The organism is Thermodesulforhabdaceae bacterium, assembly GCA_037482015.1.
GTDB lineage: Bacteria > Desulfobacterota > Syntrophobacteria > Syntrophobacterales > Thermodesulforhabdaceae > JAOACS01.
Genome location: JBBFKT010000001.1, coordinates 491,586 through 518,318, shown reverse-complemented (window position 1 = coordinate 518,318; position 26,733 = coordinate 491,586). Strand labels below are relative to the sequence as shown.

22 protein-coding genes are annotated in these 26,733 nt (G+C 44.9%); 8 read left to right on the top strand and 14 right to left on the bottom strand.

Annotated elements, in window-relative coordinates; all coding sequences use genetic code 11:
• Window positions 1-4 precede the first annotated feature (4 nt).
• Genes WHS38_02330 through ftsH form a run of 3 tightly spaced genes read right to left on the bottom strand, consistent with a single transcriptional unit; the run spans window position 5 to window position 6,406 of the window.
• Window positions 5-3,274 carry an efflux RND transporter permease subunit gene (locus WHS38_02330; GenBank protein MEJ5299807.1) on the bottom strand — a complete coding sequence of 1,090 codons (3,270 nt, stop codon included), beginning with the start codon at window positions 3,272-3,274 and terminating at the stop codon, window positions 5-7.
• Entirely contained in the window at window positions 3,271-4,467 is a 1,197-nt protein-coding gene (locus WHS38_02325) for an efflux RND transporter periplasmic adaptor subunit (GenBank protein MEJ5299806.1), read from the bottom strand. The genes WHS38_02330 and WHS38_02325 overlap by 4 nt, the downstream gene beginning before the upstream one ends.
• A complete protein-coding gene (ftsH, locus tag WHS38_02320) occupies window positions 4,442-6,406 on the bottom strand; it encodes an ATP-dependent zinc metalloprotease FtsH (protein MEJ5299805.1) in 1,965 nt (654 codons plus the stop codon). Before ftsH ends, WHS38_02325 begins: the two co-directional genes overlap by 26 nt.
• 95 nt (window positions 6,407-6,501) lie before the next feature.
• Between ftsH and WHS38_02315 the strand changes: the two genes are divergently transcribed.
• The gene (locus WHS38_02315; protein MEJ5299804.1) at window positions 6,502-7,254 is read left to right on the top strand and encodes a VacJ family lipoprotein; all 753 of its coding nucleotides are present in this window, start codon (window positions 6,502-6,504) and stop codon (window positions 7,252-7,254) included.
• A gap of 37 nt (window positions 7,255-7,291) precedes the next feature.
• Here WHS38_02315 and cobA read toward each other — a convergent pair whose 3' ends face one another.
• The 8 genes from cobA to WHS38_02275 all read right to left on the bottom strand — a co-directional run bounded on the left by cobA (window position 7,292) and on the right by WHS38_02275 (window position 13,766).
• Window positions 7,292-8,821 (bottom strand): uroporphyrinogen-III C-methyltransferase, encoded by a 1,530-nt coding sequence (cobA, locus tag WHS38_02310; protein ID MEJ5299803.1) that lies wholly within the window; start codon window positions 8,819-8,821, stop codon window positions 7,292-7,294.
• Window positions 8,818-9,756 (bottom strand): hydroxymethylbilane synthase, encoded by a 939-nt coding sequence (hemC, locus tag WHS38_02305; GenBank protein ID MEJ5299802.1) that lies wholly within the window; start codon window positions 9,754-9,756, stop codon window positions 8,818-8,820. The genes cobA and hemC overlap by 4 nt, the downstream gene beginning before the upstream one ends.
• Window positions 9,757-9,766: 10 nt before the next feature.
• Window positions 9,767-10,003 carry a zinc ribbon domain-containing protein gene (locus tag WHS38_02300; GenBank protein MEJ5299801.1) on the bottom strand — a complete coding sequence of 79 codons (237 nt, stop codon included), beginning with the start codon at window positions 10,001-10,003 and terminating at the stop codon, window positions 9,767-9,769.
• An 89-nt stretch (window positions 10,004-10,092) separates the two neighbouring features.
• Window positions 10,093-10,473 (bottom strand): cyclophilin-like fold protein, encoded by a 381-nt coding sequence (locus tag WHS38_02295; protein ID MEJ5299800.1) that lies wholly within the window; start codon window positions 10,471-10,473, stop codon window positions 10,093-10,095.
• A 12-nt stretch (window positions 10,474-10,485) separates the two neighbouring features.
• A complete protein-coding gene (locus WHS38_02290; GenBank protein MEJ5299799.1) occupies window positions 10,486-11,436 on the bottom strand; it encodes a hypothetical protein in 951 nt (316 codons plus the stop codon).
• 2 nt (window positions 11,437-11,438) lie between these two features.
• Window positions 11,439-12,029: an SIS domain-containing protein gene (locus WHS38_02285; protein MEJ5299798.1), complete on the bottom strand. Its 591-nt coding sequence runs from the start codon at window positions 12,027-12,029 to the stop codon at window positions 11,439-11,441.
• Between the two features lie 21 nt (window positions 12,030-12,050).
• Window positions 12,051-13,037, bottom strand: a complete 987-nt coding sequence (locus WHS38_02280; protein MEJ5299797.1) for an aminotransferase class IV — start codon at window positions 13,035-13,037, stop codon at window positions 12,051-12,053.
• A gap of 159 nt (window positions 13,038-13,196) precedes the next feature.
• On the bottom strand, window positions 13,197-13,766 hold the full coding sequence (locus WHS38_02275) for a hypothetical protein (protein MEJ5299796.1): 570 nt from the start codon (window positions 13,764-13,766) through the stop codon (window positions 13,197-13,199).
• 710 nt (window positions 13,767-14,476) lie between these two features.
• Here WHS38_02275 and WHS38_02270 point away from each other — a divergent pair.
• The 4 genes from WHS38_02270 to WHS38_02255 all read left to right on the top strand — a co-directional run bounded on the left by WHS38_02270 (window position 14,477) and on the right by WHS38_02255 (window position 19,562).
• Window positions 14,477-16,192 carry a hydantoinase/oxoprolinase family protein gene (locus WHS38_02270; protein ID MEJ5299795.1) on the top strand — a complete coding sequence of 572 codons (1,716 nt, stop codon included), beginning with the start codon at window positions 14,477-14,479 and terminating at the stop codon, window positions 16,190-16,192.
• Between the two features lie 3 nt (window positions 16,193-16,195).
• A complete protein-coding gene (locus WHS38_02265; protein ID MEJ5299794.1) occupies window positions 16,196-17,518 on the top strand; it encodes a histone deacetylase in 1,323 nt (440 codons plus the stop codon).
• 27 nt (window positions 17,519-17,545) lie between these two features.
• The gene (locus tag WHS38_02260; GenBank protein ID MEJ5299793.1) at window positions 17,546-17,815 is read left to right on the top strand and encodes a TMEM165/GDT1 family protein; all 270 of its coding nucleotides are present in this window, start codon (window positions 17,546-17,548) and stop codon (window positions 17,813-17,815) included.
• A 376-nt stretch (window positions 17,816-18,191) separates the two neighbouring features.
• Entirely contained in the window at window positions 18,192-19,562 is a 1,371-nt protein-coding gene (locus tag WHS38_02255) for a permease (GenBank protein MEJ5299792.1), read from the top strand.
• A 98-nt stretch (window positions 19,563-19,660) separates the two neighbouring features.
• On the opposite strand, the gene glyS is transcribed toward WHS38_02255, so the two are convergent.
• Complete coding sequence (gene glyS / locus WHS38_02250; GenBank protein MEJ5299791.1) at window positions 19,661-21,751, bottom strand: glycine--tRNA ligase subunit beta; 2,091 nt, start codon at window positions 21,749-21,751, stop codon at window positions 19,661-19,663.
• Between the two features lie 183 nt (window positions 21,752-21,934).
• Window positions 21,935-22,807, bottom strand: coding sequence for a glycine--tRNA ligase subunit alpha (glyQ, locus tag WHS38_02245; GenBank protein ID MEJ5299790.1), 873 nt, complete (start codon window positions 22,805-22,807; stop codon window positions 21,935-21,937).
• 335 nt (window positions 22,808-23,142) lie between these two features.
• On the opposite strand from glyQ, the gene WHS38_02240 reads away from it, so the two are divergent.
• From WHS38_02240 to rsmI, 3 genes are read left to right on the top strand one after another with little or no spacing between them, the layout of a single operon-like run.
• Window positions 23,143-24,435, top strand: a complete 1,293-nt coding sequence (locus WHS38_02240) for a HEAT repeat domain-containing protein (protein ID MEJ5299789.1) — start codon at window positions 23,143-23,145, stop codon at window positions 24,433-24,435.
• Window positions 24,428-24,808, top strand: coding sequence for a YraN family protein (locus WHS38_02235; protein MEJ5299788.1), 381 nt, complete (start codon window positions 24,428-24,430; stop codon window positions 24,806-24,808). The genes WHS38_02240 and WHS38_02235 overlap by 8 nt, the downstream gene beginning before the upstream one ends.
• Window positions 24,805-25,731 (top strand): 16S rRNA (cytidine(1402)-2'-O)-methyltransferase, encoded by a 927-nt coding sequence (gene rsmI, locus WHS38_02230; protein MEJ5299787.1) that lies wholly within the window; start codon window positions 24,805-24,807, stop codon window positions 25,729-25,731. The genes WHS38_02235 and rsmI overlap by 4 nt, the downstream gene beginning before the upstream one ends.
• A gap of 412 nt (window positions 25,732-26,143) precedes the next feature.
• Here the strand turns inward: rsmI and pyrE are convergent, their stop codons facing one another.
• The gene (pyrE, locus tag WHS38_02225) at window positions 26,144-26,725 is read right to left on the bottom strand and encodes an orotate phosphoribosyltransferase (GenBank protein ID MEJ5299786.1); all 582 of its coding nucleotides are present in this window, start codon (window positions 26,723-26,725) and stop codon (window positions 26,144-26,146) included.
• Between the last annotated feature and the right edge of the window lie 8 nt (window positions 26,726-26,733).

Here is a 26,733-nt window from a genome sequence, read left to right as displayed (position 1 = left end):
AGAATTAAACGATTTCTTTTTCCCTACGTCCATAAGCCATGAAATAAACCATCGGAACAACTATCAGAGTAAAGAAAGTGGAGACGCTTATTCCCAGTATTAGCGACCAGGCAAGCCCGGAAAAGATGGGATCCAGAGTAATAGGCCAGGCACCAAGCATAGCGGCAAGAGAAGTCAGAAAAATTGCTCGCATTCTGACCGCCCCCGCTTCAATAAGAGACCTAACCAGAGGCTTTCCTTCTTTCTTACGTTCTTCGATGAATTCAATGAGAAGAATGGAATTTCTGGTAGCGATACCCGCCAGAGCTATCATGCCGATCATGGCTGTGGCTGTGAAATACACATGGTTTTGCCAGCCTCCAACCGTTTCCCCAAAAATAAGGTTCAAAATCCAAAATCCTGGAATAATGCCGATAATGGATAGAGGAAGAGCTATAAGCTGAATAACGGGCAAGAGATAGCTTTGCGTCTGGTAAAGAAGCAAGATATAAATACCGAGCACTGCCACACCAAAGGCGATTCCGAGGTCGCGGAAAACTCTCACCGTGATGTCCCATTCTCCTTCTCCAGACCAGACTATGTCAAAGTTTTCTAGAGAAGCATTGCGAGAGACAGCATCTTTCAAAATGAAAATGGCTTCCGGCGGAGGAAGACCTGCAGTTTCGGCAAAAACATACACTACTGGCTTAAGGTTTTTATGGTAAATTGGCTGATCGATCGTGCGTTCCTCAAACCAGCCCAGCTCAGACAGATAAACCATTTGTCCCTTCGGGTTCTTAACCATAAAGGTTCCAATTTCTTCCGGAACCGATCTGCTGGCTCTGGGAAGTCTCGCCACTATCTTCACAGGATGAACCTGATCGGGAAGCCGGAGAGAACCATATTCTCCGCCTTCAATCATGTCCGACACAAGCTGGGCAACCTGGTTATTGTTTATACCAATTACGCCGGCTTTTATACGATCCACAGCCCAGACCACCTTTTTTTGAGGTGTTACAAGAGTATCGTCCACATCCACGATGCCGGGAATACTTTCCATAATATTCCGCACCTGCTTCGCCGCACCGATAAGCTCATCATAGGACTGAAGCAGGCTTTTACCGTAAATTTCAGCCACAATAGTGGCTATCACCGGAGGTCCCGGGGGCACTTCAACAATCTTTATATTAGCTCCGTAGCGCCTGGCAATTTCTGTAAGGTTATTTCGAATCCGAAGAGCGATAGCGTGACTTTGTTGAGCACGTCTCTTCTTTCCCACAAAGTTTACTCTTATGTCCGCCACATTTGACCCTTCGCGCAGGTAGTAATGCCTTACAAGACCGTTAAAATCTATCGGACTCGCAGTTCCAACATACCAGGTAACATCGGTCACTTCCTTAAGGCTCAGCAAATACCTGGAAAGTTCATAAGTTACAGCTTCAGTTCTTTCAAGAGAGGTTCCTTCAGGCATATCAACCACAACTTGGAGTTCGTTTTTATTGTCAAAGGGGAGCATCTTGAGAGGAACTCGTTTGCTCACAACAAGCCATCCACAAAAGGCAAACAGCAACAGAATAACACCTATAACAGCCATGCGAATCCTGGAATTTTCGATAACAGGGGTCATTACTCGATTATAAATCCGAAAAATAAGAGTTTCTTCTAGCACGAAGGGTTTTTCATGATGAACAGGGCGATCATAGACCTTTCCCAGCACATGAAGAGAAAGCCATGGGGTTATCGTAAAAGAGACCACAAGACTCATGAACATAGCCACAGGAACATTCACCGCCATAGGCGCCATATAAGGACCCATCATGCCCGTTATGAAAAACATGGGAAGAAAGGACATAATGACCGCAAAGGTTGCCCAGATGATTGGAGGCCTTACTTCAGAAACCGCCGTAATAACCGCCTGAAACGGCGGTTCCTTGCGGAGGACAAAATGGCGGTGAATATTTTCAACATCCACAATTGGATCGTCCACGACAAGTCCCAGGGAAAGTATGAGAGCAAAGAGCGTTACTCGATTTATGGTATAACCAAGAAACATGTTAATTAGAAGCGTAAGGCTGAAGGTTATGGGAACTGCAAAAGCTATAATCAATCCTTCACGCCACCCAATACTGTAAGCAAGTAGAAGAATCACGATAGCAATTGCAACCACAAGAGCTTCAACAAGCTCGTTAACCTTCTCATCTGCAGTTTTCCCGTAATTTCTCGTGATCCTTAGATGGACTCCCTCTGGAAAAACCTCCTTGGCGAACTTCTCCGCTTCCCTGATAATCTCTCTGGCTACGGTGACAGCATTAGTCCCCTTATGCTTTGCTACCGCCACGGTCACGGCTGGATAGTCAGTAAATCTTTCGACTCCTTCAGGTTCTCTCCGTTCCTTTACTTCCGATGCGGGATCTATCTTTGAGAATGCACTGGGACCGAAGGCAATCCTGGTGTAGATCTTTGGCTCATCAGGACCGTCTCTTATTTCGGCAACATTTTTCAGATAAACGGGCTTTCCATCGTGAACACCTACTATAAGATTCCCGACATCATCGGCAGAAGTGAGGAATTTTCCAGCCTCTACGTAGAAAGCTTCGTTTCCGATGGTTAATTCGCCCGAAGGCAAGACACCATTTGCAGCAGCTATAGCCGTTCGAATATCTTGAAGACATATGCCGTGGGCAGCCATTTTATAAGGATCAAGCGAAATCAGGATGCGGCGCGGGGATCCTCCGACAATGTAAGTTTTTCCTGCATTCTTTACTCCCTGTAGCCTTATCTCCAGCTCTTCTGCGAGCCGCCTCAGTTCATAATCGCTGTAGCGATCGCTATAGATAGTAAGATTCACAATGGGAACATCATCTATTTCCACGGGCTTTACCACCCAGCCTGTAACCCCTGGCGGTATTTGATCAATATTGGCGTAGATTTTATTGTAAAGCTTAACCCAGCTACGCTCCCGATCCTCCCCCACGTAAAAACGCACAGTAATCACAGCTCTAGAAGGAAAGCTCATAGAATAGACATACTCAACACCGTCTATTTGATAGAGCAGTTTTTCCAGCCGTGTGGAAACCTGCCTTTCAACCTCCGCCGCTGATGCGCCGGGCATATTTACGAACACATCCGCAATGGGCACAACAATCTGGGGATCTTCTTCACGAGGGGTAAAACTCAGAGCAATAAAACCGGCAACGAAACTTACTATAATCAACAAAACGGAAAGATTGCCTCGGAGAAAAGCTTCAACAATGCTGTTCATCCAGTGATGATGGTGGGAGCCGTTTTGAGTCATTGCACTACTACCTCTTCTCCGGCGATAAGCCCTGTAAGCACCTCTATAAAATCACCATGAATTCGTCCAACAGTTACAAATCTCCTTGATACAGAGCCATCCGGCTTCAATACGTGGACTATCCTGATCTGCCCAACTTCTTTTATAGCCTTTTTAGGAATCACTAAAGTCGAATAAGAACCGTAAGAAATGGTAAATCTTCCAAACAAGCCGTTAACAAGATCTTTTTCCGGCGGGAGGGCAATTTTAACAAGCACTGTTCTGGTCGATGACTCAGACTGGGGCACGATTTCCCGAACAACTCCCGGGATTGTCTTCTTGAGAGCGTCAATAGTCACGTCGAAGCGACTTCCCACAGAAACAAAAGGAAGAAGAGATTCCGCCACCCAGGCATGAAGTTCTGGCTGAGAAGGACTTTCGATGTAAAAAAGGGGCTGTCCAGGGGAAACCATTGTGCCCACCTCGACCATCTTTTTAACAACTTTGCCGCTGAAGGGAGCTCGAATAACGGCATAATCAAGCATGGTTCTCGCTTCGGCAAGACCGGCTTCCGCCTGCGATACCTGGGCTTCCATACGGGAAAGGTCTGCTTGAGCCGATTGCACTTGATTGAAAGCCCCAGAATATTGGGATTCAGCCGTAATAAACTGAGCTCTCATGTGTTCCAGCTGCTGAGCAGTGGCTGCTCCCTGTTTGTAAAGCTCTTGATATCTTCGGTAGTCAGCAGAGACGCGCTCTTTTTGAGCTTTTGCCGAAGACAGGTTTGCCTTTGCTGCTTCAAGCTGAGCCTTAGCCATCTCTACAGCTCTTTTAGCCGCTTGAAGATTTGATTCAGCCTGCTGAACCTTTGCTCTAAGGTCACGATCGTCGAGACGAGCAAGAACGGTAGGGGCGCCCGTTTCAATTCCCCGGACAGATGCTCCTTCCGAAACGAGGATTTCCTTAACCTGAGCCATGATGCGACTTGAAACCCAAGTATCCGCTTTAGTTCTTATCGTTCCAACCTGTTCGGCTTCGAAGGGATAAGCCACTTCCCTAACAGGCACCGTTTCCTGTGGCTTTGCTGCCGGCTCGGTAATTTTCGCCTCTCCGGGCTTTACCTTGCTAACGAAGGCACCAGAAAGCCACGCCATCATCAGGAGAAGCAGCGCCAGACTTCCAACGCCCTTAAACACTTCCTTCCTTTTGTTCATTGAGCTTCTCCTCGGTTTCCACCGTTTGCCAGAATGCTTTGAATTCCTGCGCAAATCGTTCTAAATCTTCCCCTTCCAAAACTTCTTTTTCTAGCAATTCGCGAGCCATACGATCGAGCCAACTGCGAGACTTTTGTAAAATATTTCGAGTTCGAGCGTGAATCTTCTCAATCAGTTCTTTCATTTCCTCGTCTATCATTTCAGCCGTGCGTTCGCTGAAGTCGCGTTCGGTAAGGAAAGGCGGAGCAGACTCCGTTTGAAGGAAAGGTGATCTTGCTTCGCGGCGAAAAGTAAGAGGTCCCAGTCGCTCACTCATTCCGTATTCAGTGATCATACGCTTTACAATGTCTGTTGCGCGCTGAAGATCATTCATCGCCCCTGTTGAGACGTCACCGAAGACCAGTTCCTCCGCCACACGTCCTCCGAGAAGGACGCTTATTCGGTCAATGAGTTCCTGTCGAGTCAGAAGGTATCGATCTTCGGTGGGCATCTGTTGAGTGTATCCAAGGGCTCCGATCCCTCTGGGAATGATAGAAACTTTATTCACCGGATCAGCATTAGGCACTGCCATTGCCACCAGAGCGTGCCCAGCTTCGTGGTAAGCTACTATCTCTTTTTCTCTCGGGTTAATTGCCCGGTTTTTCTTTTCAAGTCCGGCGATTATGCGATCGAGAGCTTCCTGAAAATCCTTCATATTCACGCAATCGGCGTCTCTTCTTGCAGCCATAAGAGCCGCTTCATTAACAAGATTCGCCAGATCTGCTCCGACAAATCCCGGGGTCATGGCAGCGATCTTTTTCAGATCAACATCATCGCAAAGCTTTATTTTTTTCGTATGAATGTTAAGAATTGCTTCTCGCCCCTTGATATCCGGACGATCTATTGCAATATGACGGTCGAAACGGCCGGGTCTCAAAAGAGCCGGATCGAGAATTTCAGGACGATTGGTGGCAGCCATGATAATGACACCCGATGAAGAATCAAATCCATCCATTTCTACGAGCAACTGGTTAAGGGTCTGTTCTCGTTCGTCATGACTTCCCAGAGGATTGATACCGCGGGCTTTCCCAAGAGCGTCCAGCTCATCGATAAAAATAATACAGGGGGCGTTGGCTTTCGCCTGAGCGAACAGATCGCGGACTCGAGCGGCTCCCACACCCACAAACATTTCCACAAAATCGGACCCACTCATACTGAAAAATGGCACGCTGGCTTCCCCCGCCACTGCTCGAGCAAGTAAAGTTTTTCCTGTTCCTGGAGCTCCAACCAACAAAACACCCTTTGGAATTTTAGCTCCAAGCCGCACAAATTTCTCCGGGTTCTTGAGATACTCAACTATTTCCTGCAGTTCTCTCTTGGCTTCATCTATACCAGCAACATCGTCAAAGGTAACTCCAACATCTTTTTCGGCGTAGATTTTGGCTCGAGCTTTCCCAAAGGAAAGAACTCCCTGAGGTCCCCCCATTCGCCTGAGGACGTAGCTCCACACAATTATAAATATTACCAGGGGCACAACCCACGAAAGTATGGCATTAAGTAACTTATTCTGCTTTTCTCCCGAATAGGTTACGCCATAACGATCCAGAAAGGATATTAGATCCGAATCTTGAAGTTTTACTGTAGAAAAATATTTCTTGCCATCTTCAGAAGACTTGAAGACACCGGATATAGTATCTTCCCCGATAACAACTCGTTCCACCTTACCTTCGCTCACCATGGTCTTAAAGGTTGAATAAGGCAAGTTTGCAACATTCTGCTTGAAGATCCACAGATCATGAAGCCAGGAAAGGAAAAGGAACACCAGTATGAAATACCAGATAGAAAAATGCATTTTCTTAGACATATCATGGCGATCAGGCGGATGAGGTGGTTGCCCTCCACTAGTTAATTGTTCCTTGATTGAGTCGAGAGGATTGCTCTTGATGTTAGAATCATTCATGCTCGATCTCCTCTTTTTATTGATTCAACTTAATTGCTTCTATATATTTTTCTCTTGTCAGGCAAAGATGGTGTTTCTTACCTAAGGAGGCTTAAATGATGAATTCTTTTATTAAACCAACGCTTACGATTGGCTTAGGACTAATGCTCCTTTTGATTGTAAGTGTGGGGCATTCTACAATGGTATATGGAAAAACAAACAATAATGGGGAAACATCCTTTGAGGAATTTGGGGAGGAAATAGCATTTTCGGATCCCCTGGAACCGGGAAACAGGGTTGTGGGCACATTTAACGACCGATTATATTTCTGGGTCTTAAAACCAGTCGCCATCGTATATAAAACCTTCCTTCCCACGGGAATTCGTCAAGGGATTGCCAATGCATTCGACAATATAAGAACACCAATTCGCTTTTTCAACAATATCTTTCAGGGGAAACCTGAATATGCAGTTCAGGAACTAGAACGATTTGTCATTAACTCCTCTCTTGGGATAGGGGGATTTTTTGATATTGCCGAACGTCATTTTGGCATATCCAAAAAAGATGAAGACTTTGGACAGACTCTTGCCTTTTACGGTGTAAAAAGCGGTCCCTATCTAGTCTGGCCATTTCTTGGACCATCTACGGTAAGAGATTCTTTTGGAATGGCGGTGGATTTTTTTCTAGATCCTCTAAATTACATTATTCCTGATTTCATTATTAAAGCGGAAGTAAAGGGTGGCGAAGTAACCAACTACACTTCGATGCACATTGGAGAATATGAAGATCTCAAGAAATCAGCTCTTGATCCCTATATCGCAGTCCGCGATGCTTATATTCAAAACAGGCAGAAGAAAATTAGAGAATAACAAAATGGGGCTGGGGCAACTTTATACCAGGTTGCCCCTATCTGGCTGAAAAGAAATCTACAATTGACTCCACGAGTCCTTCTATAGTGTAGCTGCTAGCCACAACATTAACTGAAAGTCCAAGTTCTTGCGCTGTCTGAGCTGTGACTGGTCCTATACAGGCAACAACGGATTTGTTGAGATCCTCTATGTTCAAAAACGGTCCGATCATCTTCACAAAATTCCGCACGGTGGAAGAAGAAGTAAAGGTCAGGCAGTCAACGATGCCATCCTTTATTGCCTGGGCAAGTTTTTCGGAAGATTCGTTAGACGGCATAACCGTTCGGTATGCCGACACTACAGCAACGTAAGCTCCTCTATCTTCAAGAATCTGAGGCAATATCTCTCTAGCTTCCATAGCTCTGGGTATAAGCACTCTTTTACCTCTAATTACACTCTCAGGAAACCCTTCCGCCAGGTCTTCAGCCCTATAACTCTTCGGGACAAAATCAACCCGTATGCCTCGGTTCTCAACCGCTTTTGCTGTCTCAGGTCCAATAGCAGCAACGGATACTCCAGTAAGACTTCTAACATCCCCGCCTCGCTCCCAGACTCTAGCAAAAAAGTTCTCAACACCGTTTACGCTCGTAAAAATGACCCAATCATACCGGCTCAGTTCATCAATGGCTCTGTCCAGATCATCCCAGGAAGGGGGTGGTTCAATGGCAATGGTAGGAAACTCAATACAGGAAGCGCCGTATTCTGATAGGAGTTCTACCAGTCGGCTTGCTTGAGTTCTAGTTCTTGTAACCACAACGGTTTTGCCAAAAAGAGGTTTTTTCTCGAACCAGTTTAATTCTTCTCTAAGCTGCACCACATCTCCAACCACGATGATAGCAGGAGGCGTTATGTTTTCTTCAGCTACCCGGGATGCAATATTACCAAGAACCCCACATACGGTTTTTTGTTGAGGGGTTGTACCCCAACGGATTACAGCGGCAGGAGTTTGAGGCGACAAGCCGTTATCAATCAATCGAGAAGCGATAAGAGAGATATTTTTGACTCCCATGAAAAACACAAGAGTTCCGCCAAGCTTTGCCAGAGCCTCCCAATTTATCTTGGAATCTTCCTGCCCTTCCTTTTCATGACCAGTAACAAAGGTCATTGAAGCAGTGATATCTCTATGAGAAAGGGGAATACCAGCGTAGGCAGGCACTGCAACCGCTGCTGTGACTCCAGGCACAACTTCGTAGGGAATGCCGGCAGAAGCAAGGGCTTGAGCTTCCTCGCCGCCACGGCCAAACACAAAAGGATCTCCCCCTTTAAGTCGCACAACAACAGAGTTACGCCCCTTATCGATCAAAAGCTGGTTTATTTCTGCTTGGGACAGAGTGTGAGCACCCGCTTTTTTCCCTACATAAATTTTTTCTGCTTCAGGTTTTGCTAGGCTAAGCAGCGATTCATTAGCCAGATAATCATAGACAATCACATCGGCTTTAGCGATGAGATTTTGAGCTTTGACGGTTATAAGCCCCGGATCTCCAGGTCCAGCTCCTACGAGATAGACTTTTCCCTTTACAACATTCATTTTTCTACCTTCCCGTAAATCGACCGAAGAATTTCTTCACCGCCCTTGAGGCGTAATTCCTGAGCGAGTTTTTCTCCCAGCATCTCGGCTTCTTCCAGTCTGCCTCTTATTTCACTTTTAAGAGCCACAGTTCCATCAAGGGATGCGATCATTCCCACAAGCCTAGCGTTGCCATCTTCAACAAAGCAGTGACAACCAATTGGCACCTGACATCCACCTTCTAACTCTCTAAGAAAGCTTCGTTCTGCCTTGACCGAAAGAGCCGTAGTCTTATCGTGGATTTTTGATATGATTTCTGCTACTTCATCATCATCTTTTCGAATTTCAATTCCCAGAGCGCCCTGCCCCACTGCTGGAAGAAAATCGTTAGGGTCGAGATACTCTGTTATAACATCCTGCCACCCCATACGATGAATACCGGCGGCGGCAAGAATAACAGCGTCAAAAAGTCCCTCTTTGAGTTTTCTAAGACGAGTATCAAGATTTCCACGAAGAGTCTCAACTCTCAGGTCTGGCCTGAGCATTCTAAGCTGAACGGTTCTTCTCAAACTGCTGGTGCCTACGATGGCACCTTCGGGAAGATTCATAAGCCTTGAAAAAGAAACAGAAACCAGCGCGTCGCGAGGATCCTCTCTTTTAGGAATAGCTCCTATGGTAAGTCCTGGAGGCAATTCGGCGGGCACATCCTTCATACTGTGAACAGCAATATCGACGCTTCCGGCAATAAGAGCATCTTCAATTTCTTTAACAAAGAGCCCCTTGCCTCCAACTTTAGCAAGGGGCACATCGGTAATTTTATCGCCTGTGGTTTTGATAATAGAAAGTTCGATTTCTAACCCTTCCCAAAGACTTTCAAGCAATTCTTTTACTGTAAGACTCTGACGAAGGGCTAGCTTGCTTCCACGAGTCCCAATCACTAAGCGGCGCTTATTCATAGGATTTTCTTTAATGACAGGAGGAACAGGACGAAGCTGTGCAACCTGCGCAACTGGATGCTGTTGATGATCCTACTCTACTGCTTACCGCTCCCTTATCTCCACCACTTTTGAAGCCAAAAAGGGACATTTTTTTGTTTACTTCTGAGGAACCACATTCAGGGCAGTTTACCGCTTCATCCTGCCGAAAAACCAGAACCTCAAAATCTTTCCCGCATTTTCCGCAACGATACTCAAAAATAGGCATAATTAACCCCCCTTTTGATTATGGCGCTCACAATCCAATAGTCAGATTGCTTTTATCAAAGCTTCCATATTTTGTCTTCCAAAAGCAACTTATTTACTGATCAGCTCGATCTTTATCTCATCCCCATCCTTTGCTTCTTTAAGCAGCCTTGCGTCTCCCTTAACACGTCCCACAATATTTACAGCACTTGCTGGAACTATCTCATCTCCTTTACTGATTGGAGTTGGCCCAAAGAATATGCAAAAAGCCTTTCCTCTAGGCCAGTAACCAATGTCTCCCAGAGATACGATAGACTTAGCATCTTGCTCAAGGGGCATTGATACTGGAATGGGAAAATAGACTTCATCCCCCCAGGTTTGAACTATTGCAGTAATCGGTAGCGCCTGGACAATCGCCTGAGCTGTTGGAGAATCGTTAAGTTCGGCTTCAAGTTCAATCTTTCCTGTGCGAATTTTTATTTCTGCTGGCATCCCCAGCCCCCTTTATTCTTGTAACATCTCCATAACCAAAGCCATAAAAAGCGGGACCATTATTTCATGATGTCCCGTAAAATGGAAGCCTTTACCCAGAGGTTTTACGGGTCGTTCGACCACATTTTTCATCGGTCGATACTGTTGTTGAAAATCCATGTTTATTGTGGTGAAGGAATCCAGAACAAACCCAAGGTTTTTTACAACGCTTACAGCTTTGAGAAAAACTTCTGGAAGTATAACCGCCGAACCGATGTTAATATAAACACCTTCGCGAAGGTTGCTTACGAGACGACAAAATAGTCTAAAATCTCTGTAGGAAAGTTCTCCAGTGGATGATCCATCCATAAGAGGATGTATGTGTATAATATCAGTCCCAATGGCCACATGGACGGTTAGAGGTTTTTCAAGGCGATAAGCACTTCCCAGGACACTGATGTGAGAAAAAGGCAACCCTTCTTCTATTATTTTACGCCCTACGGCCCATCCTAAACCTCGAGACGAGTATTTATCCACAGTTTCTCGAATAGCTTCGTGAATAAAGCGAGCCGTTTCTTCAACAGCACCAAAGTATCCTTTCTGAAGATGATCTTCGACATCTTCGGAGGTTTTACCAGCAAGAGCAACCTCCACATCGTGTATAACGAAAGCTCCGTTAACAGCTATACCGCTGAGGATATGTTTTTCGAGCGCCTGAATAATTACCGGACTAAGCCCAACCTTAACAACGTGAGCTCCCATACCGGAAAGAACTAGCCTGGAGTTTTTCAAAGCCGCAACCGTTAACCTGATCGCTTCTGAAAAATTCGATCCAGCAAGGATGTTAGGGATTACATTAAGAAAATCCAGAAGGCGGCCTCCAATTCGCCATTCCTTCGCAAAATCTTTATAGGAAACCTTACTGGGACGATCAAAAAGAGAAACAGTTTTAAGACTATCAAAAGACAGCAATTCCCAAGGCATTTCTATTGATTCCCTTTTTCCATGATTTTCTCCACCAGCCCGCATAAAAGATGCCCCATAAGGATATGACATTCTTGAATCCTGGGTGTTTTTAGTGAGGGAACATGAATAGCCACATCGCAGTAGACATCCATTTCTGTAATCGCCTGTCCCATGAACCCCACCGTGTGAAGGCCATTCTCTTTAGCCCACTTAAGAGCCAGAATAACGTTTGACGATGCACCGCTGGTGCTGATCCCTAGAGCCATATCGCCTGGTTCGGCCATAGCCTTAAGCTGCTGCAAGAAAATCTCGCTAAAGCTTCTATCATTGGCAACGCTTGTCAGGATCGAAGTATCGGTAGTAAGAGCGATGGCTGGCAAAGCGGGTCGATCAAGCTCAAAGCGGTTTACAAATTCAGCAGCTATGTGTTGAGCGTCGGCAGCGCTACCCCCGTTTCCAAAAATAAAAAGCCGATGGCGGGATCTAAAAACGGTTGCAAGCATATGAGCAACGTTCACAAGCTTTGTTTCTATCAAGGGAAGGAGGGTCCCCAAGAGGTTTATAAGCTCCTCCACCCCCTCTTTAACATGGTTTTCTTCCCAGTTGCTCATAAGATTCTGGAATCTCCTCAGCTATTCAAAAACCGGAGTGCAAACATCTGGGTTTTTTTCTATGTCTTCTCTCAGGAGTTTAAGAAACTTCTTATAAAATGGACCTGGTTGCCCTGGTCCGATCTTCTTATCATCGAACTTCACAACAGGAAGAACATCAAAGGTGGTTCCGAACATCATGACTTCATGAGCCCGGTAAACTTCCTCAATGGGGATACACTCTTCGGCAATTCTGGATAAAACCTTTGATTTTACAAGGTCTTTAGCCAGCTCCATAGCTCTTGATATGGTAGTTCCCCGCAAAACTCTTCCAAACTTAGGCACTAAGAATTCATAATTGCTTGTGATTATACCAATATTTTCCGTAGGACCTTCACCAAGACATCCGTCTTCATCAACAGAAACGGCAAAATCTACCTTTTCCACTCGAGCTTCGAGACTCATAAGGACACTGTGGAGGTAGTTGCAGGTTTTTATGTGTGCCATGTGGTATGGTTTCATCGGAACTTTACTTCTCTTAACTGTTACCCCCTTATCATACTGTTCTTGAGGCGGAATTAAGGGTTTTGTGACAACTACATACAACTGGGAACCCACGGATTCAGCAGGATCCGCCGAAAAGCTCCCGGGACCACGGGATACAAAAATCCGCACTACTGCGTCTCTCGCTCCACTTGCTCGCACTGTCTCAACAACAATGTTTTTTAGTTCTTCAGGACTAACCGGAAAATCAAGCTTTATTGCCTTAGCCGAATAAAACAATCTATCAATATGGCGATCAAAAAGATAGAGTTTTCCATTGGCACATTTAATAGCTTCAAACACTCCATCGCCTCTATGAACCATGTGATCGTCAATGGGTATCATCATAAAGGCAGGATTTTTTATTATGCCCCCAAACCAACTCGAATACATGGCAAAATAAGCTCCAAAATGAGCATGAGACATCCTTGACAAACTTCCAACCAACTCTTCTTGAGCCAGCACTTTCAATTTTTTTTCACTCATAAGCTTTCCCTCTGTGCTTTTCAATAAGCCATTCTCCCCAAACCAATAGCGTTAGAAAAAAAATTGCAGGAATAATTCATTTGTTTATTTAGTCTTCCAAGCCATGGATATCTTTATAAAATATCATCTGTGTTACTCTATGCGATTTGATTCTCTGTCTTACTTAGCATATATTTTTAATATTGTCATAGCAGCCGTCATTAAGGCAAACCCTATACCAATGAACCATTGAGTAAATGCTAGTCTCTTTTCAAGAGATTCAAACCTTATGCTCATCTCCCTCTGAATAGTCTCAAAGCGCTTTTCTATTACTTCAAACCTCTTATCAGAAGCTTCGAACATGGCTGTCATTTCTTTTTGTATAGTTTCAAACCTTGAGTTCATCTCTCTTTGCAAGGCTTCAAACCTTGAGTTCGTCTCTCTTTGCAAGGTTTCAAACCTTGAGTTCGTCTCTCTTTGCAAGGTTTCAAATCTTAAGTTCATCTCTACTTGCAAGCTTTCAAATCTCGAGCTTGTCTCTCTTTGCAAGCCTTCAAATCTTGAGTTCATTTCTCTTTGCAAAGCCTCGAATCGTTTCTCAGAAGCTTCAAATCGCTTATCCATAGCATCGAACCTGGCTGCCATTTCTCTTTGAAGAGCCTCGAATTTCTTTTCAGAAGCCTCAAATCTTGCCAATTCTATCTCTCTTAAAGCTTTTAACTCTTCTTCCACCCTTACAATTCTTTCCATCAGCGAAAACTCTTTTGCCCTATGCTCATTTCTGCGAACAAATTCCTCCACCGCCGCTTCAAGGCTCTTCTGAACTATAGATCTTACGAGTTCTTCTATCTCATTTCTGGAAATAGTTTCTTGCATATGTTCGAACCCCTCTTTCAAAGGTTCCATAGATTTGGCTAAGCCGGTTGGAACCTGGTGTTACAACCTAGACCTTGGCATTATAATCTTATATGGTTAGTCTTCTCAAGGTTCTATTGAGTATATTCGAAAATTCCCTTACTGATGAAATTACAAGAATCCATTTTTTATTTGGAAAACCTTTCCGGGAGCAGGAGAATAGTAAACGACCTAAGTAATGACTCACCAAAGAGACACAGAGAGCACAGAGATAAAATGATTAGATCAACCAAATCGCTTTTGAATCTCTATGTCCAACCCCTGTGTCATCTGTGTCTCTGTAGCTAAATGAATTCAACGTATCGATAAAATTTCTCAAACAATTTCATGTTTTATTGGGAAAAATCAGAAAATTTTTCGGACCAGGGAAAATTTCGACGATCATTATCAGGATATATGGGTAAAAAATTCAATTTATGCTATCAGGGCGAAGCATGTTGACACTTGTTACTCTTTTCGCTAGCATCCAAGCTTTGAAAATGGATGAAAGGCTTTAGGAAGAGCTTTTCACACTGTAGCCTCTTTTTAGAGCGAGGACAGACAACATGATTATAGGCCTTGATGTAGGTGGCACCCACACAGATGCCGTGCTGATCGGCAAAAAAGAAGGTCTGATCAGTCAAGCAAAGGTCCCCACCGATAAATCCCAGCTTTTCGAAACGATTATTGCGGGCTTGGAGTTAGTAACTAAAGGCGTTCGAGTAGAAAATATCGAAAGAGTAGTGTTAAGCACCACACTAACCACGAACGCCATTTTAGAAGGCAAGACAGAACCTGCTGGTATGATTGTCGCAAGTGGTCCTGGATTAAATCCAGAATTGTTTCGGGTCGGCAATTATTACTATCCCGTATCCGGTTATATCGACCATCGAGGGCGGGAAGTTCAGCCTATTAATCCCTTCGAAATAGAAACTGTGGCTTCCAAGCTAAGATCGGATGGAATAAAGTCGGTCGGCGTTGTAGGAAAATTCTCCGTTAGAAACCCTGCTCACGAAAACCAAATCATAAAAAAGCTTAACAACGGTTTCGATTACATACTTGCTGGACACAGAATTTCCGGAAATCTTAACTTTCCCAGGCGTATCGCTACCGTTTTTCTTAATGTATCCGTTCAAAGCATTTATAAACTATTCTTTCAGGCAATACAAAAGTCGATAGCTAAAATGGGGATCAAAGCACCCATTTATGTACTTAAAGCCGACGGCGGAACAATGTCTTTAGAAGCGTCTATGGAATTTCCAGGTCAAACAATTTTTTCTGGTCCTGCAGCCAGTATAATGGGTGCTCTTTCATATGTCCAACCCAAGGTTGAAACGCTCGTCCTGGACATAGGCGGCACAACAACCGACATGGGGATACTGATAGATCAGGTGCCTCTGTTAGAACCGCTGGGAATAGAGATTGGCGGACTAAAGACTCTTGTAAGATCTCTTAACACCGAATCAATCGCCCTTGGCGGAGACAGTGCGGTGCGAGTAAGATCCGGGCACATTTTTATTGGACCCGATCGCGAAGGTCCCGCTATGGCTTTTGGAGGACCAACTCCCACGCCTACAGATGCTCTCATAGTTCTGGGCATTATGAAAGAAGGCAACCCTGCCCAGGCAGAAAAAGCTATGACGTTAGTTGGGGAAGCTTTAGGATGCGATGCCAAGTCGGCAGCTCAAGAAGTTTATTCTGCCTTCTGCCACATTCTTCTTGGGGCTGCCCGAGCGATGATTGAAAGAATCAACCAGAGACCGGTTTACACAATTCGGGAATTTCTAGATGCATACCGAGTGGAGCCTCAAGAAATTTTCGTTATAGGTGGTCCTGCACCATATTTTGCTCCTAAACTTTCGGAAATGTCCGGACTTTCCGCTCGAGTTGTTCCCTATCACGAAGTTGTAAATGCTATCGGTGCGGCTCTATCCCGCACAACCTGCGAACTCACACTGTTTGTAGATACAGAGCGAGGCATCGCTTCAGCTCCTGAAGAAGACTTTTACAAGCCCGTTGGAAACAACTTCACCATTGACGAGGCGAAAAATCTCGCCCTGTCGCTACTTTCCGACAAAGCTCAGCGTGAAGGAGCATCGCCAGAACATATTGAAACCGAAGTTATCGAAGAACAACAGTTCAACATGGTAAGAGGTTTTTATACTACGGGGAAAAATATCCGAGTAAAAGTGCAGGTCAAACCTGGGCTTATTGAAGGTTATCAGGTTGATTCTAGAGAAAAGAAAGCTGCTACTTACATGCAGATTCCCCAAGGGAGATAAGAAATGATTAAGGCTGTTCATAAAACAGGGCTTGTCTTTTTTCCAGCCTTTGACTGGGCTATATCTCCAACCCATCCTGAAAGAGAAGAACGGCTCCTTTATACTCAGGATCAGGTGCTTGAAGAGGGGCTTCTGGATATAGAAGGCATCGTTGAATTCAAGCCGGACATGATCACAAGGGATGATATACGGAGAGTGCATTTCTGTGTGCCTGATGAATGGAGCGTCATAACGGATTCTCATCTAATAAGTGGTGGAGGCGCAAAGACTATAGCCACGATGGTTGTAAATAAAGTTGTAGAGCGAGGATTTGCTCTTGTGCGTCCCCCTGGTCATCATGCCATGAGAGTAGTTCACGGGGCTAGAGGCTTCTGCAACATAAACATAGAAGCCATAATGATTGAATACCTTAGGGATGCCTATGGTATTGAAAAAATCGCTATTGTTGATACGGACTGCCACCATGGCGATGGGACTCAGGACATCTACTGGCACGATCCCGACACCCTTTTTATCTCCACCCATCAAGATGGACGCACTCTCTACCCCGGCTCTGGGTTCCCTCATGAACTAGGTGGTCCTACCGCTTTTGGGACAACCATAAACATTCCTCTTCCTCCCCTAACATCCGAAGAAGGTTTTCTTTATGTAACAGACAATGTGATTCTCCCAATTCTGGAATCTTTTCAACCTGAACTCATCATTAATTCAGCAGGACAGGATAACCACTACACAGATCCAATAACCAACATGAGATTTTCTGCCCAGGGATATGCTCAACTCACGACAAAACTTAGACCTCACATTGCAGTGCTGGAAGGCGGATACTCAATTGAAGGCGCTCTCCCCTATGTAAACGTTGGTATTATACTCGCTCTGGCAGGACTTGATTTTTCCCACGTTAAAGAACCAGATTACGATCCAGAAAAGTTGCGCCAAACACCAGATGTTACTCAGCATATAAAGAAAGTAGCCGATCGAGTCATGGAATACTGGCATCAGGTTCCAGAGATTAAAGAAAAGCTCCTAAACCAGGGAGGGATTAAAGAGCGAGAAAGGACGATCTATTACGACACCGACAACATTCTTGAAAATCAGCGAGAAAAAATTCGAGTGTGTACGGATTGTAGCGGTGTATGGGCAATTGAGTCCTGGACAGACCGAGGAAGACGCATATACGCTGTTCACGTTCCCAGGAAGGCCTGCAGTACTTGTGAAAATCTAGGTTACGAATGGTATGAGAACGCATCCCTTAAGCTTTTTGACTGCGTTTTTATTCAGGATCGAAAAAATCGTCGTTTTCTCACCAGGAGACATCCTGACTAACAAAATAGGAAAATAAAGAGCGAAACAATGGATTGGAGACTTTTTTTAAGCACTTTCTTTGCAATATTTGTCGCAGAACTTGGAGATAAAACTCAGCTTGCGACCTTTTGTTTTGCTTCCGATGCAAAATCCAGATTGACGGTTTTTTTAGCTGCATCTACAGCTCTTGTTTCAACATCGGCTATTGCCGTGCTCTGTGCTGATATGCTGCGTCGTTTTGTTTCTCCTGATCTGATTCGATGGATTGCAGGCATTCTTTTTATCGCTATAGGTATTTGGATGATACTGAAGAAGTGAACGTTTCATAGATGCCCTTTCCTGGATTACCCTGGATAGCCTGGGATGAAATTTTTTAGCAGGTTAGAATTGCTCTGAGGTTCTTCGCGGACTTCTTCTATGGGGAGTTAAAGTAAGCGAGAAATACAGAGATGAAATCTAACCTGAAAGACACTTCCAGGTGCGAGTAGCCAGGAGACAGCTCAATATGTGATTTACCAAGTAACTGTAGGGGTGACGCATGCGTCGCCCACATAAACCTGTGAGTCTATTGCCAGCACAACCCTGCAAGGAAAAATTTTTCGAACACTCTTAGATTGTTCTTGACCTTTTTATTCCGTATTGCTAAATAGAAATATGTAGATAACAAATCAACACCACATGGAGGGGTTAAGTCATGAAAACTTCAACCGTTTCTCAGGAACAAATCATGGAAGAAGAACTGGAACAAGAAGAAAAAATTATCGCCTGGGGCACTATCTGGAAACCTCTGTTGGTAATGATAGGCGCCTTTCTTCTCTGTTTCTTCTTGCCCATAGAGTCTCAACGTTTTCAAAACGCCGTTTATGAAAGCCTTGCCCTCGTAAAATGGTATGCTCAAGAGCATGTAATCCTCTGCCTTGTAACTGCATTTTTCATTGCGGGAGCTATAAGCTGTTTCGTTTCACAGGCCGCCGTCATGAAATACCTAGGTCCTTTAGCTCCAAAAGCTCTAGCTTACGGGGTCGCTTCTGTTTCAGGATCAATCCTTGCCGTATGCTCCTGCACAGTGCTACCACTCTTTGCCGGTATCTGGAAGCGAGGCGCAGGATTAGGTCCAGCTATAGCATTTTTATATTCAGGACCAGCAATTAATATACTGGCTATAGTCCTTACCGCAAGAATACTTGGGCTTGATATTGGTATCGCCAGAGCCGTGGGAGCTATAGGCTTCAGCATCATCATTGGTATTATGATGCATTTGATATTCAGAAAGGAAGAACAGGCAAAAGCTGAAGCCGCAATACACCTACCACCTGTAGAAGGGGGAAGACCTCTGTGGCAAACCGTTATCTACTTCGCCACCATGGTTGGTGTGTTAATCTTCGCCAACTGGGGTAAATCCCCCCAGGAAGTGGGAATCTGGAACGCCATCTACCATATTAAATGGTGGCTAACGGCAGTTTGTGCTCTGGCTTTAGGATTGGTTCTTATCTTTTGGTATCGAGTTAAGATTTATAAAGTGGTTATCAGCGCTCTGGCTGTAGCTATAGCCGTCTTCGTTGCTCCTCACGAACCCCTAATACCCTTTTCCGTCGGAATCGTAGCGATCACAGCCACTATTACAACTTCAAGAAAAGAAATGCAGGAATGGTTTCTCAAAACCTGGGAATTTGCCTATCAGATAACTCCACTTCTGCTTTTTGGAGTGCTCATCGCTGGCTTGTTGCTTGGAAGACCAGGCTACGAAGGCATTATTCCGTCTCAATGGGTAAAGGCGCTCGTTGGCGGCAACTCCCTCTGGGCAAATTTCTTCAGCGCTATAGTTGGAGCATTTATGTATTTTGCCACTCTGACGGAAGTTCCCATAGTTCAGGGACTTTTAGGTGCAGGAATGGGCAAGGGACCGGCTCTAGCTTTGCTCCTAGCAGGACCAGCTCTCAGTCTTCCAAATATGCTTGTAATTCGAAGCGTTATGGGCACAAAGAAAACCGCCATTTACGTAACACTTGTTGTAATCTTTTCCACTATAGTTGGAATGATTTTTGGTCACTTCTTCGGAAATTAACGACAACAACTTCTGATCTGAATTTAGGTGGGTCAACTGTGGGGCACATCGGCATGCCCCACAGTTTTTTAATTCTCAGTGCAATTACTGATGGCTCTCTAGAGAAGTCTAAAATCACCTATTTCTTCAAAAAGTTCTTTAATGGATCGAAGCAGAGCAAGCCGATTCTGGCGAATAGCTTCATCCTTAGCCATAACCAGAACAGAATCGAAGAAGGCATCTATAGGGGATTTCAGTTCAGCGAGAACACCAAGAGCCTCTGCGTATTTTCCTTCCCTGGACAAAGATCCGACCTGGTTCTTAGCCACAGTAAAGGCTTCCCACAAAGCTTTTTCCTGAGTTTCCTGGAAAAGATCGGGTTTTACTTCCGCCTTTTCAGTTTCGAGTTCATCCTTAATGATATTTACGACACGCTTAAAAGCTGTTGCAAGAACTTCAAAGTCAGGCTTTCGAACAAATTCTGACAGAGCTTCAATTCGCCTCATGTCATCGGGAATTACATCAAGCCGCACTGCAAGAGCAGATTTCACTGCAGATAGCACATAAGGGGAATCGGGTGCTGATGTTAACAGGTGTTCCAGACGTCCTTTGAAGAAGTTCATGACCCCAGAAAAGACATCCTGTTCGGGTTCCGTTGCCCATCTTTTTAGGAGAGATATAGCTACTCTAACAAGAGCCACTAAAGACAGTGGCAAGTTTTTCTCCGAGATGATTCTTATGATTCCCAGAGTTTGACGTCTTAGAGCAAAGGGGTCGGCTGTTCCGGTGGGAATCATTCCCACACTGAAGCATCCCACGATGGTGTCCAGTTTGTCAGCAATACTGAGTATAGCTCCAATGATGCCCTGTGGAACAGCACCGCCAGCTTTGGTTGGAAGGTAATGTTCGTAGATAGCTTGAGCGACTTCAGGATCCTCCCCCTGCTTTAAGGCATAATCTCTCCCCATAATGCCCTGAAGTTCTGGAAACTCGCCCACCATGCCGGTTACAAGATCAGCTTTACAAAGAAGCGCCGCTCTAAGTAGCTTTTCCTTGTCGGCTGAAGCCAGTTTCAATGCGTCCGCAATGGTTTTCGCAATCTCCGTAAACCGTTCGACTTTTTCCCAGCTCGTGCCAAGCTTAGAATGAAACACCACCGTCTTGAGCTGTTCAACTCGCCTGCTAAGAGGCACTTTCTTGTCTTCCTCGTAGTAAAACCTAGCATCCTCAAGGCGAGCCCTTATTACTCGTTCGTTTCCCTGAACCACCACTTCAGGGTTTCTTGCTACAGTGTTAGCCACTGTTATGAAACAGGGCATAAGTTTTCCATCCCGATCAATAACTGCAAAATAACGCTGATGTTCTTTCATGACGGTTATTGGGACTTCGGGAGGAAGTTCAAGATATTTTTCTTCGAAACGTCCCATAAGCGGATATGGATATTCAACCAAGTGAGTGACCTCAGCTAAAAGATCTTCATCATCAACAACCTCTCCTCCTACCTTTGATGCTAATTCCTTCACGCCAGAACGAATAAGTTCCCGTCGTTCTTCTCTGTCAACGATAACTAAAGCATTTCGAAGTTCCTCTCTATAATGGTTGTAATCCGCCACAACAGGGATCGGATCAGGTTTCATAAAACGATGACCATAGGTAAAACGTCCACTTTCGATGTCGCCGTAGCGAAATGGGATCAGTTCATCACCGAGAAGCGCTACGATCCAGCGCATAGGACGGGCGAAAGTGACTGTTTCGCTTCCCCAGCGCATAGATTTCGGAAAAGGAATATGAGCGATAAAATCAGGAAGTTTATCGGCTAACAGGTTTTTTGTCGGAAGCCCTTCTTCCATCCTAACTACATAAAGGTATTTTCCCTTCGGGGTTTCTTTTATCTGTAAGTCTTCAACTCTTACGTTCTGACTTTTTGCAAATCCTTCAGCGGCTTTTGTTGGAGTTCCGTCGGGATTAAAAGCTACCTGATATGGCGGCCCAATAATTTCTTGGGATGTGCTTTCCTGCTGAAGGGCTACATCGGGGATGAAAAGCACAAGTCGGCGGGGAGTTCCGGTTATGAAGGGCGTTCCGTGAGCGATACGATAATCGTCCATAAACTTGACAATCTGTTCTTTCATAGCTTCCAGAGCCGGATCAATGTAGCCGGCTGGTATCTCTTCTGAGCCTATTTCAAGAAAAAAAGGTGCTTTTTCCATAGCTTTACCACCTATTTTCCAAAACTGCCGGTTTTTAACAAATCATCCTTGCCGTTTACTATATTTCCACCCACATTACACAATCGCCAGATGTCACGTTACTAGATTTTACTGAAACTCGTCAATTATCTGCGCCGCCTGATGAAAGCGCGGAATTTGACTCATCTCCGTAGAATGCAATTGCTACCATCTATTCATCAGTGGGAATCCCATCTCTTCACGCTGTTTTACGTATGCGTGAGCCACAAGGCGCGCAAGATTTCTTACTCTGGCGATATACTGAGTGCGCTCAGCAACGCTGATAGCCCCTCTGGCATCAAGCAGGTTAAATACATGGGAACACTTCAGGCAGTAATCATAAGCTGGGAGCACAAGAGACTTTTCGTGCATCCGAAGAGACTCGGCCTCATACATATCGAAAAGCTTAAATAGCATCTCAACATTCGCTTCTTCAAAATTGTAATAGGACCATTCCACTTCACCCTTGTGATGAACATCACCGTAGGTGATAGAATCATTCCACTTGAGTTCAAAAACGTTATCTTTTCCCTGTAAATACATGGCTATTCGTTCCAGCCCGTAGGTAAGTTCTACACTTACGGGGTGAAGCTGTATGCCACCAACCTGCTGAAAATAAGTAAACTGAGTAATTTCCATTCCATCAAGCCAGACTTCCCATCCAAGACCTGATGCGCCAAGAGTGGGCGACTCCCAGTCGTCCTCTACGAATCGAATATCGTGATCAAGCGGGTCAATTCCGAGGCTCTTAAGGCTTTCAAGATAAAGCCCCTGGGAATCGGGAGGAGACGGTTTAATGATGACCTGATACTGATAGTAATGTTGAAGACGGTTAGGATTTTCCCCGTAGCGCCCATCTGTTGGGCGTCTGGATGGCTCTACATAAGCCACTTTCCATGGCTCAGGTCCCAAAGATCTAAGAAAAGTAGCAGGATTAAAGGTTCCTGCGCCCACCTCCAGATCGTAAGGCTGCTGAATTATACAGCCCTGCTTAGCCCAAAAGTGATCAAGTGCAAGGATTACTTCCTGAAAATTCATAGATCTACTCTCCCTCCTTATTCTTAACGTATTTAACGTTGCTACGTCGTTTTAGGAGATAATGACTAGCTGCTTGGGCATATTTTTAGCCCATCCCCAAAACAATGGGTTAACCACAGCCAAGGGCAAGCTCCATAGGCTACCCAAACAAACTCTACTATAAATATCATATTACACGCAAAGAAATTTCGGAATAGCTCTTTTATAAAAAGAGCTTACCACTACATACCGGTAGATTTAAAACGGCAACCGTCTTAAACAAAGGAATATCTTTGGAAGTTTTATCTCTTTGTGTTAAAAATTGCTCCTACTTGGAAGAAAGGAGAAAAAGCGCTATGAACCCAGAAAAACCTATCTCTCATCCCTTCGAACCGGTCCTTGAAGTGCTTAAAGGCAATCCACCAGACCAGGTCTGCAAAGATTTTGGCATAAGTCTAGAAGAATTAAATCGTCGGACTATTGAATATCAGGAATTATGCCGTCGTGCAGCTCTTCAGGATTCATTGCCATCGGATAAAATTTCTCGCAACGATCTCTGTCCCTGCGGATCTGGCAAAAAATACAAAAAATGCTGCATGCCGCTACACGAAGAGATAAGAAAAACCATACCAAAGGATGACTTGCTCAGGAGAGAACAGCAAGCTCGAGAGAAAAAGCGTCTTGAACAAGAAATTCAGAGAGGCTTTGATTTTCTCTTCCATGAAGACTTTGCAAAAGCTCGAAAACACGCTGAAACTCTTTTAGAACACTACCCGGAAGACGACCGACTGCACGACATTTTATTTACCGCCTGTATCGTCTTAGGCGATTATGAAAGGGCTTTCTATACTGCTAGGGACCGCTGGCAGGTAGCTCTTGAAGAAAAAGATGTCTTCCAGGAAAGTGGTTCCCACAGGAGAGAACAAAAAGGGCATCTTGTGCATTTTTATTCCCCCACAACCTGGCTCGAAAAATTCTGGATTGCCCAAAGAGCTCGCCACTACCGAGATCATTTCCCTATGAAACCTAGCACAAGGCTTATGGAGCTTGTGGCGGAACTTAAAACAGCGAACGACATGAAGAAATTTCATCAACGAGATCAAGAAGGATACCAGGTCAGACGACAGGCTTTAAGTCCAACCATTGACGAACTTAAAGCCGTTGGTTCAGATGCAATCCCCTACATACTGCCCCTTACCTATTATTTCTCGTGGGCAACACTATTTGTGCCGGAAATTCTTCAAGCCATTGCAACTGACGAAGCTCTTAAGCTCTTGGCGGAACTTTCCATGTTCCGCTATCCTTTCTTCGCTCAGATGTGTCTCACAGCGCTTGAATCTTTCGGGGAACGTTCAGTGCCGATTATTCGAGAAACCATTGAACAGCATAAAGCCTTTGATGAACTCAAAGTGGGTATAATCATGGTGCTCGGGAAAATCCCAACCCCTGAAAGCTTCGAGATACTGACTAAACTTACGGAACATGAAAATCCCTACGTGGTAAACTGGGTTGCTCAGGCGCTGGGCAATCATCAAAACCCTGAAGCTCTGCCATATCTTGAACGAGCGAAGGAGCGACTGGGGGAACTTAGCAAGATCGCCGGAGCTATCAAGGATCTTGCAAGGCTCAGACAAAAAGGTCATGAATGAAGATCGTAGAGAGACCGGACAGAAAGCCGAAAATGTGGCGGAAGCTTTTTTGGAGTCCAAGGGTATTAAGGTTATTGATCGTAACGTCTCGTGCCGCTGGGGTGAGATAGACATAGTGGCACGGGACGGTAAGTATGTTGTTTTCGTGGAAGTCCGTTCAGCTTCGGAAGGATTTCTGGTTCATCCCTTTGAATCCGTAACGAAGAAAAAACAGCTAAGCATAATAAAAGCCGCTAGCTGGTATTTAAAACGTAACAGGATGGCTAATGCTTCTGTGAGGTTCGATGTTGTGGGAATTATCTGGCGTAAGGAAAGAGAACCTGAGCTTAAGTGGATAAAAAACGCCTTTGATGCCAGCAAATCAAGATCATGAACATCCCAAAGGGCATTCTTTTTATCGTAGGAACCCCGATTGGAAACCTTAAGGACATTACCTTGAGAGCCCTTGAAGTGCTTTCGACCGTGGATTTTATAGCCGCAGAAGATACTCGCCGAACTCGCAAACTTCTTTCCTATCACAATATCCACAAGCCGTTAATAAGTTATCACGAGCACAGTCCAGTAACTCGGGACGAAGAAATAATTTCCAGACTTAAAACCGGCGAAAATGGGGCTCTTGTAACCGACGCAGGAATGCCTGGTTTTTCCGACCCTGGATTCAGGCTAATACGGCGGGTTATCGAAAAAGGCCTTACGGTAACAGCAATTCCAGGACCATCGGCTATTCTTGCTGCCCTCGTTATCTCTGGCTTTCCCCCAACGCCTTTTGCTTTTTTGGGCTTTCCGCCAGCTAAAAGCAGTTCCCGAAAGAGTTTTTTTGCTCGCTACAGGGATTTAAACATGACTCGAGTGATTTTCGAATCACCCGTAAGATTGATTAAAACTCTTGAAGAAATCGCATCCCAGTGGGGGAATCCCATGGTTTGCGTTGCAAGGGAACTGACCAAAATCTTTGAAGAAGCCCTTCGAGGCTCTGCTCTAGAAGTAATCAGTGCATTGCATGAAAGAAGTAATGAAATCAAAGGTGAGATAACCATAGTGGTGGAAGGGGCACAAATCGCCGAAAGGAAAGCTCGTATCGATTTTGTAGATTATGGTGCCAACACAGAATCACACGATCTTGAGATTTTACAAAAAGCATCTATTGACGACACCATCCAGAAATTGCTTGACGAAAATCCTACCAAATCAACCAGGGAACTGGCTCATGAAATAGCCAACCGTTTTGGTATCTCCCGCCGTAGTGTTTACAAGAAAATAGTTGAGTTAAGAGAAAATTCTAAAAGCCAGCCTTAAAACGCTCCCAGCGATGAACATCGGGGGGACGATGTAGGGGCGCACGGCCGTCCGCCCTTACGTCACCGACGATTGTTTCCCCGGTGTCCACAATCCACACAATGCCGTGAATATGGTTGGGCATGACGACTAACTCATCATGGCGCAATTTGATTTCTGTCCGGATGTCCGCTGAGCGGAACCATTCTTCGCACACGATTCTCCCGAATACGTTCAATATCATTTTCCCATCCACCACACGACTGAACAGATGCGCCCATTTGTGCGTGCACAGGGTGATAAAATGCGAACCCGGTTGGGTATAATCGTAGTTCTTCAAATGTATGGATCGGCGATGGTGGCATTCAGGATCGTAGCGAGTCATATGATGGATTTTCTATCGTTAGGGCGAAAAATTTTTAGCCCCTACGTTCTAACGTTGACGGCAAACTTCATAGAGTTCCATTATTTCGCTCCGTGTCACCAGAGCTTCCACATCCGGCACAAGCCGCTCGATGTTAGCTCTACCGCTCATTTCTTCCCGATCCACCAGAACAACTACTTTACAGACTTCCATCCCAGCCGCTCGACATACTTCTATAGCCTTTATTGTTGATCCACCGGTTGTAATCACATCGTCAACAACGACAACTCGATCCCCCGGGGACAGGTTGCCCTCTATTTGGGTCATCGCACCGTGTCCTTTAGGCTCTTTTCGCACAACGAAGGCGCTGATAGGCATTCCTTTAAGCCACGAGGTATAGGAAACAGCCATAGCAATGGGATCAGCCCCCAGAGTCAACCCGCCTATAGCCTTAGGCTTAAGATGCTTTATTAGCTCAAAAATAAGTTGACCGATAAGGAACTGTCCTTCTGGATCGAGAGTAACCTTTTTACAGTTAAAGTAGAAATTGCTCATGCCACCGTGAACGAGCTTAAAAATCGGTGTTTCAGAATATTGAAAAGAGCGTTCCAAAATCATTTTTTTGAGCCGATCAAGCATGGTTTTGTCCATTTTCAAAC

What these genes read in the sequence shown, in the direction of transcription:
- WHS38_02330 (MEJ5299807.1), bottom strand. Translation starts at nt 3,274, where the DNA reads ATGACTCAAAACGGCTCCCACCATCATCACTGGATGAACAGCATTGTT.
- WHS38_02325 (MEJ5299806.1), bottom strand. Translation starts at nt 4,467, where the DNA reads ATGAACAAAAGGAAGGAAGTGTTTAAGGGCGTTGGAAGTCTGGCGCTG.
- ftsH (MEJ5299805.1), bottom strand. Translation starts at nt 6,406, where the DNA reads ATGAATGATTCTAACATCAAGAGCAATCCTCTCGACTCAATCAAGGAA.
- WHS38_02315 (MEJ5299804.1), top strand. Translation starts at nt 6,502, where the DNA reads ATGATGAATTCTTTTATTAAACCAACGCTTACGATTGGCTTAGGACTA.
- cobA (MEJ5299803.1), bottom strand. Translation starts at nt 8,821, where the DNA reads ATGAATGTTGTAAAGGGAAAAGTCTATCTCGTAGGAGCTGGACCTGGA.
- hemC (MEJ5299802.1), bottom strand. Translation starts at nt 9,756, where the DNA reads ATGAATAAGCGCCGCTTAGTGATTGGGACTCGTGGAAGCAAGCTAGCC.
- WHS38_02300 (MEJ5299801.1), bottom strand. Translation starts at nt 10,003, where the DNA reads ATGCCTATTTTTGAGTATCGTTGCGGAAAATGCGGGAAAGATTTTGAG.
- WHS38_02295 (MEJ5299800.1), bottom strand. Translation starts at nt 10,473, where the DNA reads ATGCCAGCAGAAATAAAAATTCGCACAGGAAAGATTGAACTTGAAGCC.
- WHS38_02290 (MEJ5299799.1), bottom strand. Translation starts at nt 11,436, where the DNA reads ATGCCTTGGGAATTGCTGTCTTTTGATAGTCTTAAAACTGTTTCTCTT.
- WHS38_02285 (MEJ5299798.1), bottom strand. Translation starts at nt 12,029, where the DNA reads ATGAGCAACTGGGAAGAAAACCATGTTAAAGAGGGGGTGGAGGAGCTT.
- WHS38_02280 (MEJ5299797.1), bottom strand. Translation starts at nt 13,037, where the DNA reads ATGAGTGAAAAAAAATTGAAAGTGCTGGCTCAAGAAGAGTTGGTTGGA.
- WHS38_02275 (MEJ5299796.1), bottom strand. Translation starts at nt 13,766, where the DNA reads ATGGAAAGAATTGTAAGGGTGGAAGAAGAGTTAAAAGCTTTAAGAGAG.
- WHS38_02270 (MEJ5299795.1), top strand. Translation starts at nt 14,477, where the DNA reads ATGATTATAGGCCTTGATGTAGGTGGCACCCACACAGATGCCGTGCTG.
- WHS38_02265 (MEJ5299794.1), top strand. Translation starts at nt 16,196, where the DNA reads ATGATTAAGGCTGTTCATAAAACAGGGCTTGTCTTTTTTCCAGCCTTT.
- WHS38_02260 (MEJ5299793.1), top strand. Translation starts at nt 17,546, where the DNA reads ATGGATTGGAGACTTTTTTTAAGCACTTTCTTTGCAATATTTGTCGCA.
- WHS38_02255 (MEJ5299792.1), top strand. Translation starts at nt 18,192, where the DNA reads ATGAAAACTTCAACCGTTTCTCAGGAACAAATCATGGAAGAAGAACTG.
- glyS (MEJ5299791.1), bottom strand. Translation starts at nt 21,751, where the DNA reads ATGGAAAAAGCACCTTTTTTTCTTGAAATAGGCTCAGAAGAGATACCA.
- glyQ (MEJ5299790.1), bottom strand. Translation starts at nt 22,807, where the DNA reads ATGAATTTTCAGGAAGTAATCCTTGCACTTGATCACTTTTGGGCTAAG.
- WHS38_02240 (MEJ5299789.1), top strand. Translation starts at nt 23,143, where the DNA reads ATGAACCCAGAAAAACCTATCTCTCATCCCTTCGAACCGGTCCTTGAA.
- WHS38_02235 (MEJ5299788.1), top strand. Translation starts at nt 24,428, where the DNA reads ATGAATGAAGATCGTAGAGAGACCGGACAGAAAGCCGAAAATGTGGCG.
- rsmI (MEJ5299787.1), top strand. Translation starts at nt 24,805, where the DNA reads ATGAACATCCCAAAGGGCATTCTTTTTATCGTAGGAACCCCGATTGGA.
- pyrE (MEJ5299786.1), bottom strand. Translation starts at nt 26,725, where the DNA reads ATGGACAAAACCATGCTTGATCGGCTCAAAAAAATGATTTTGGAACGC.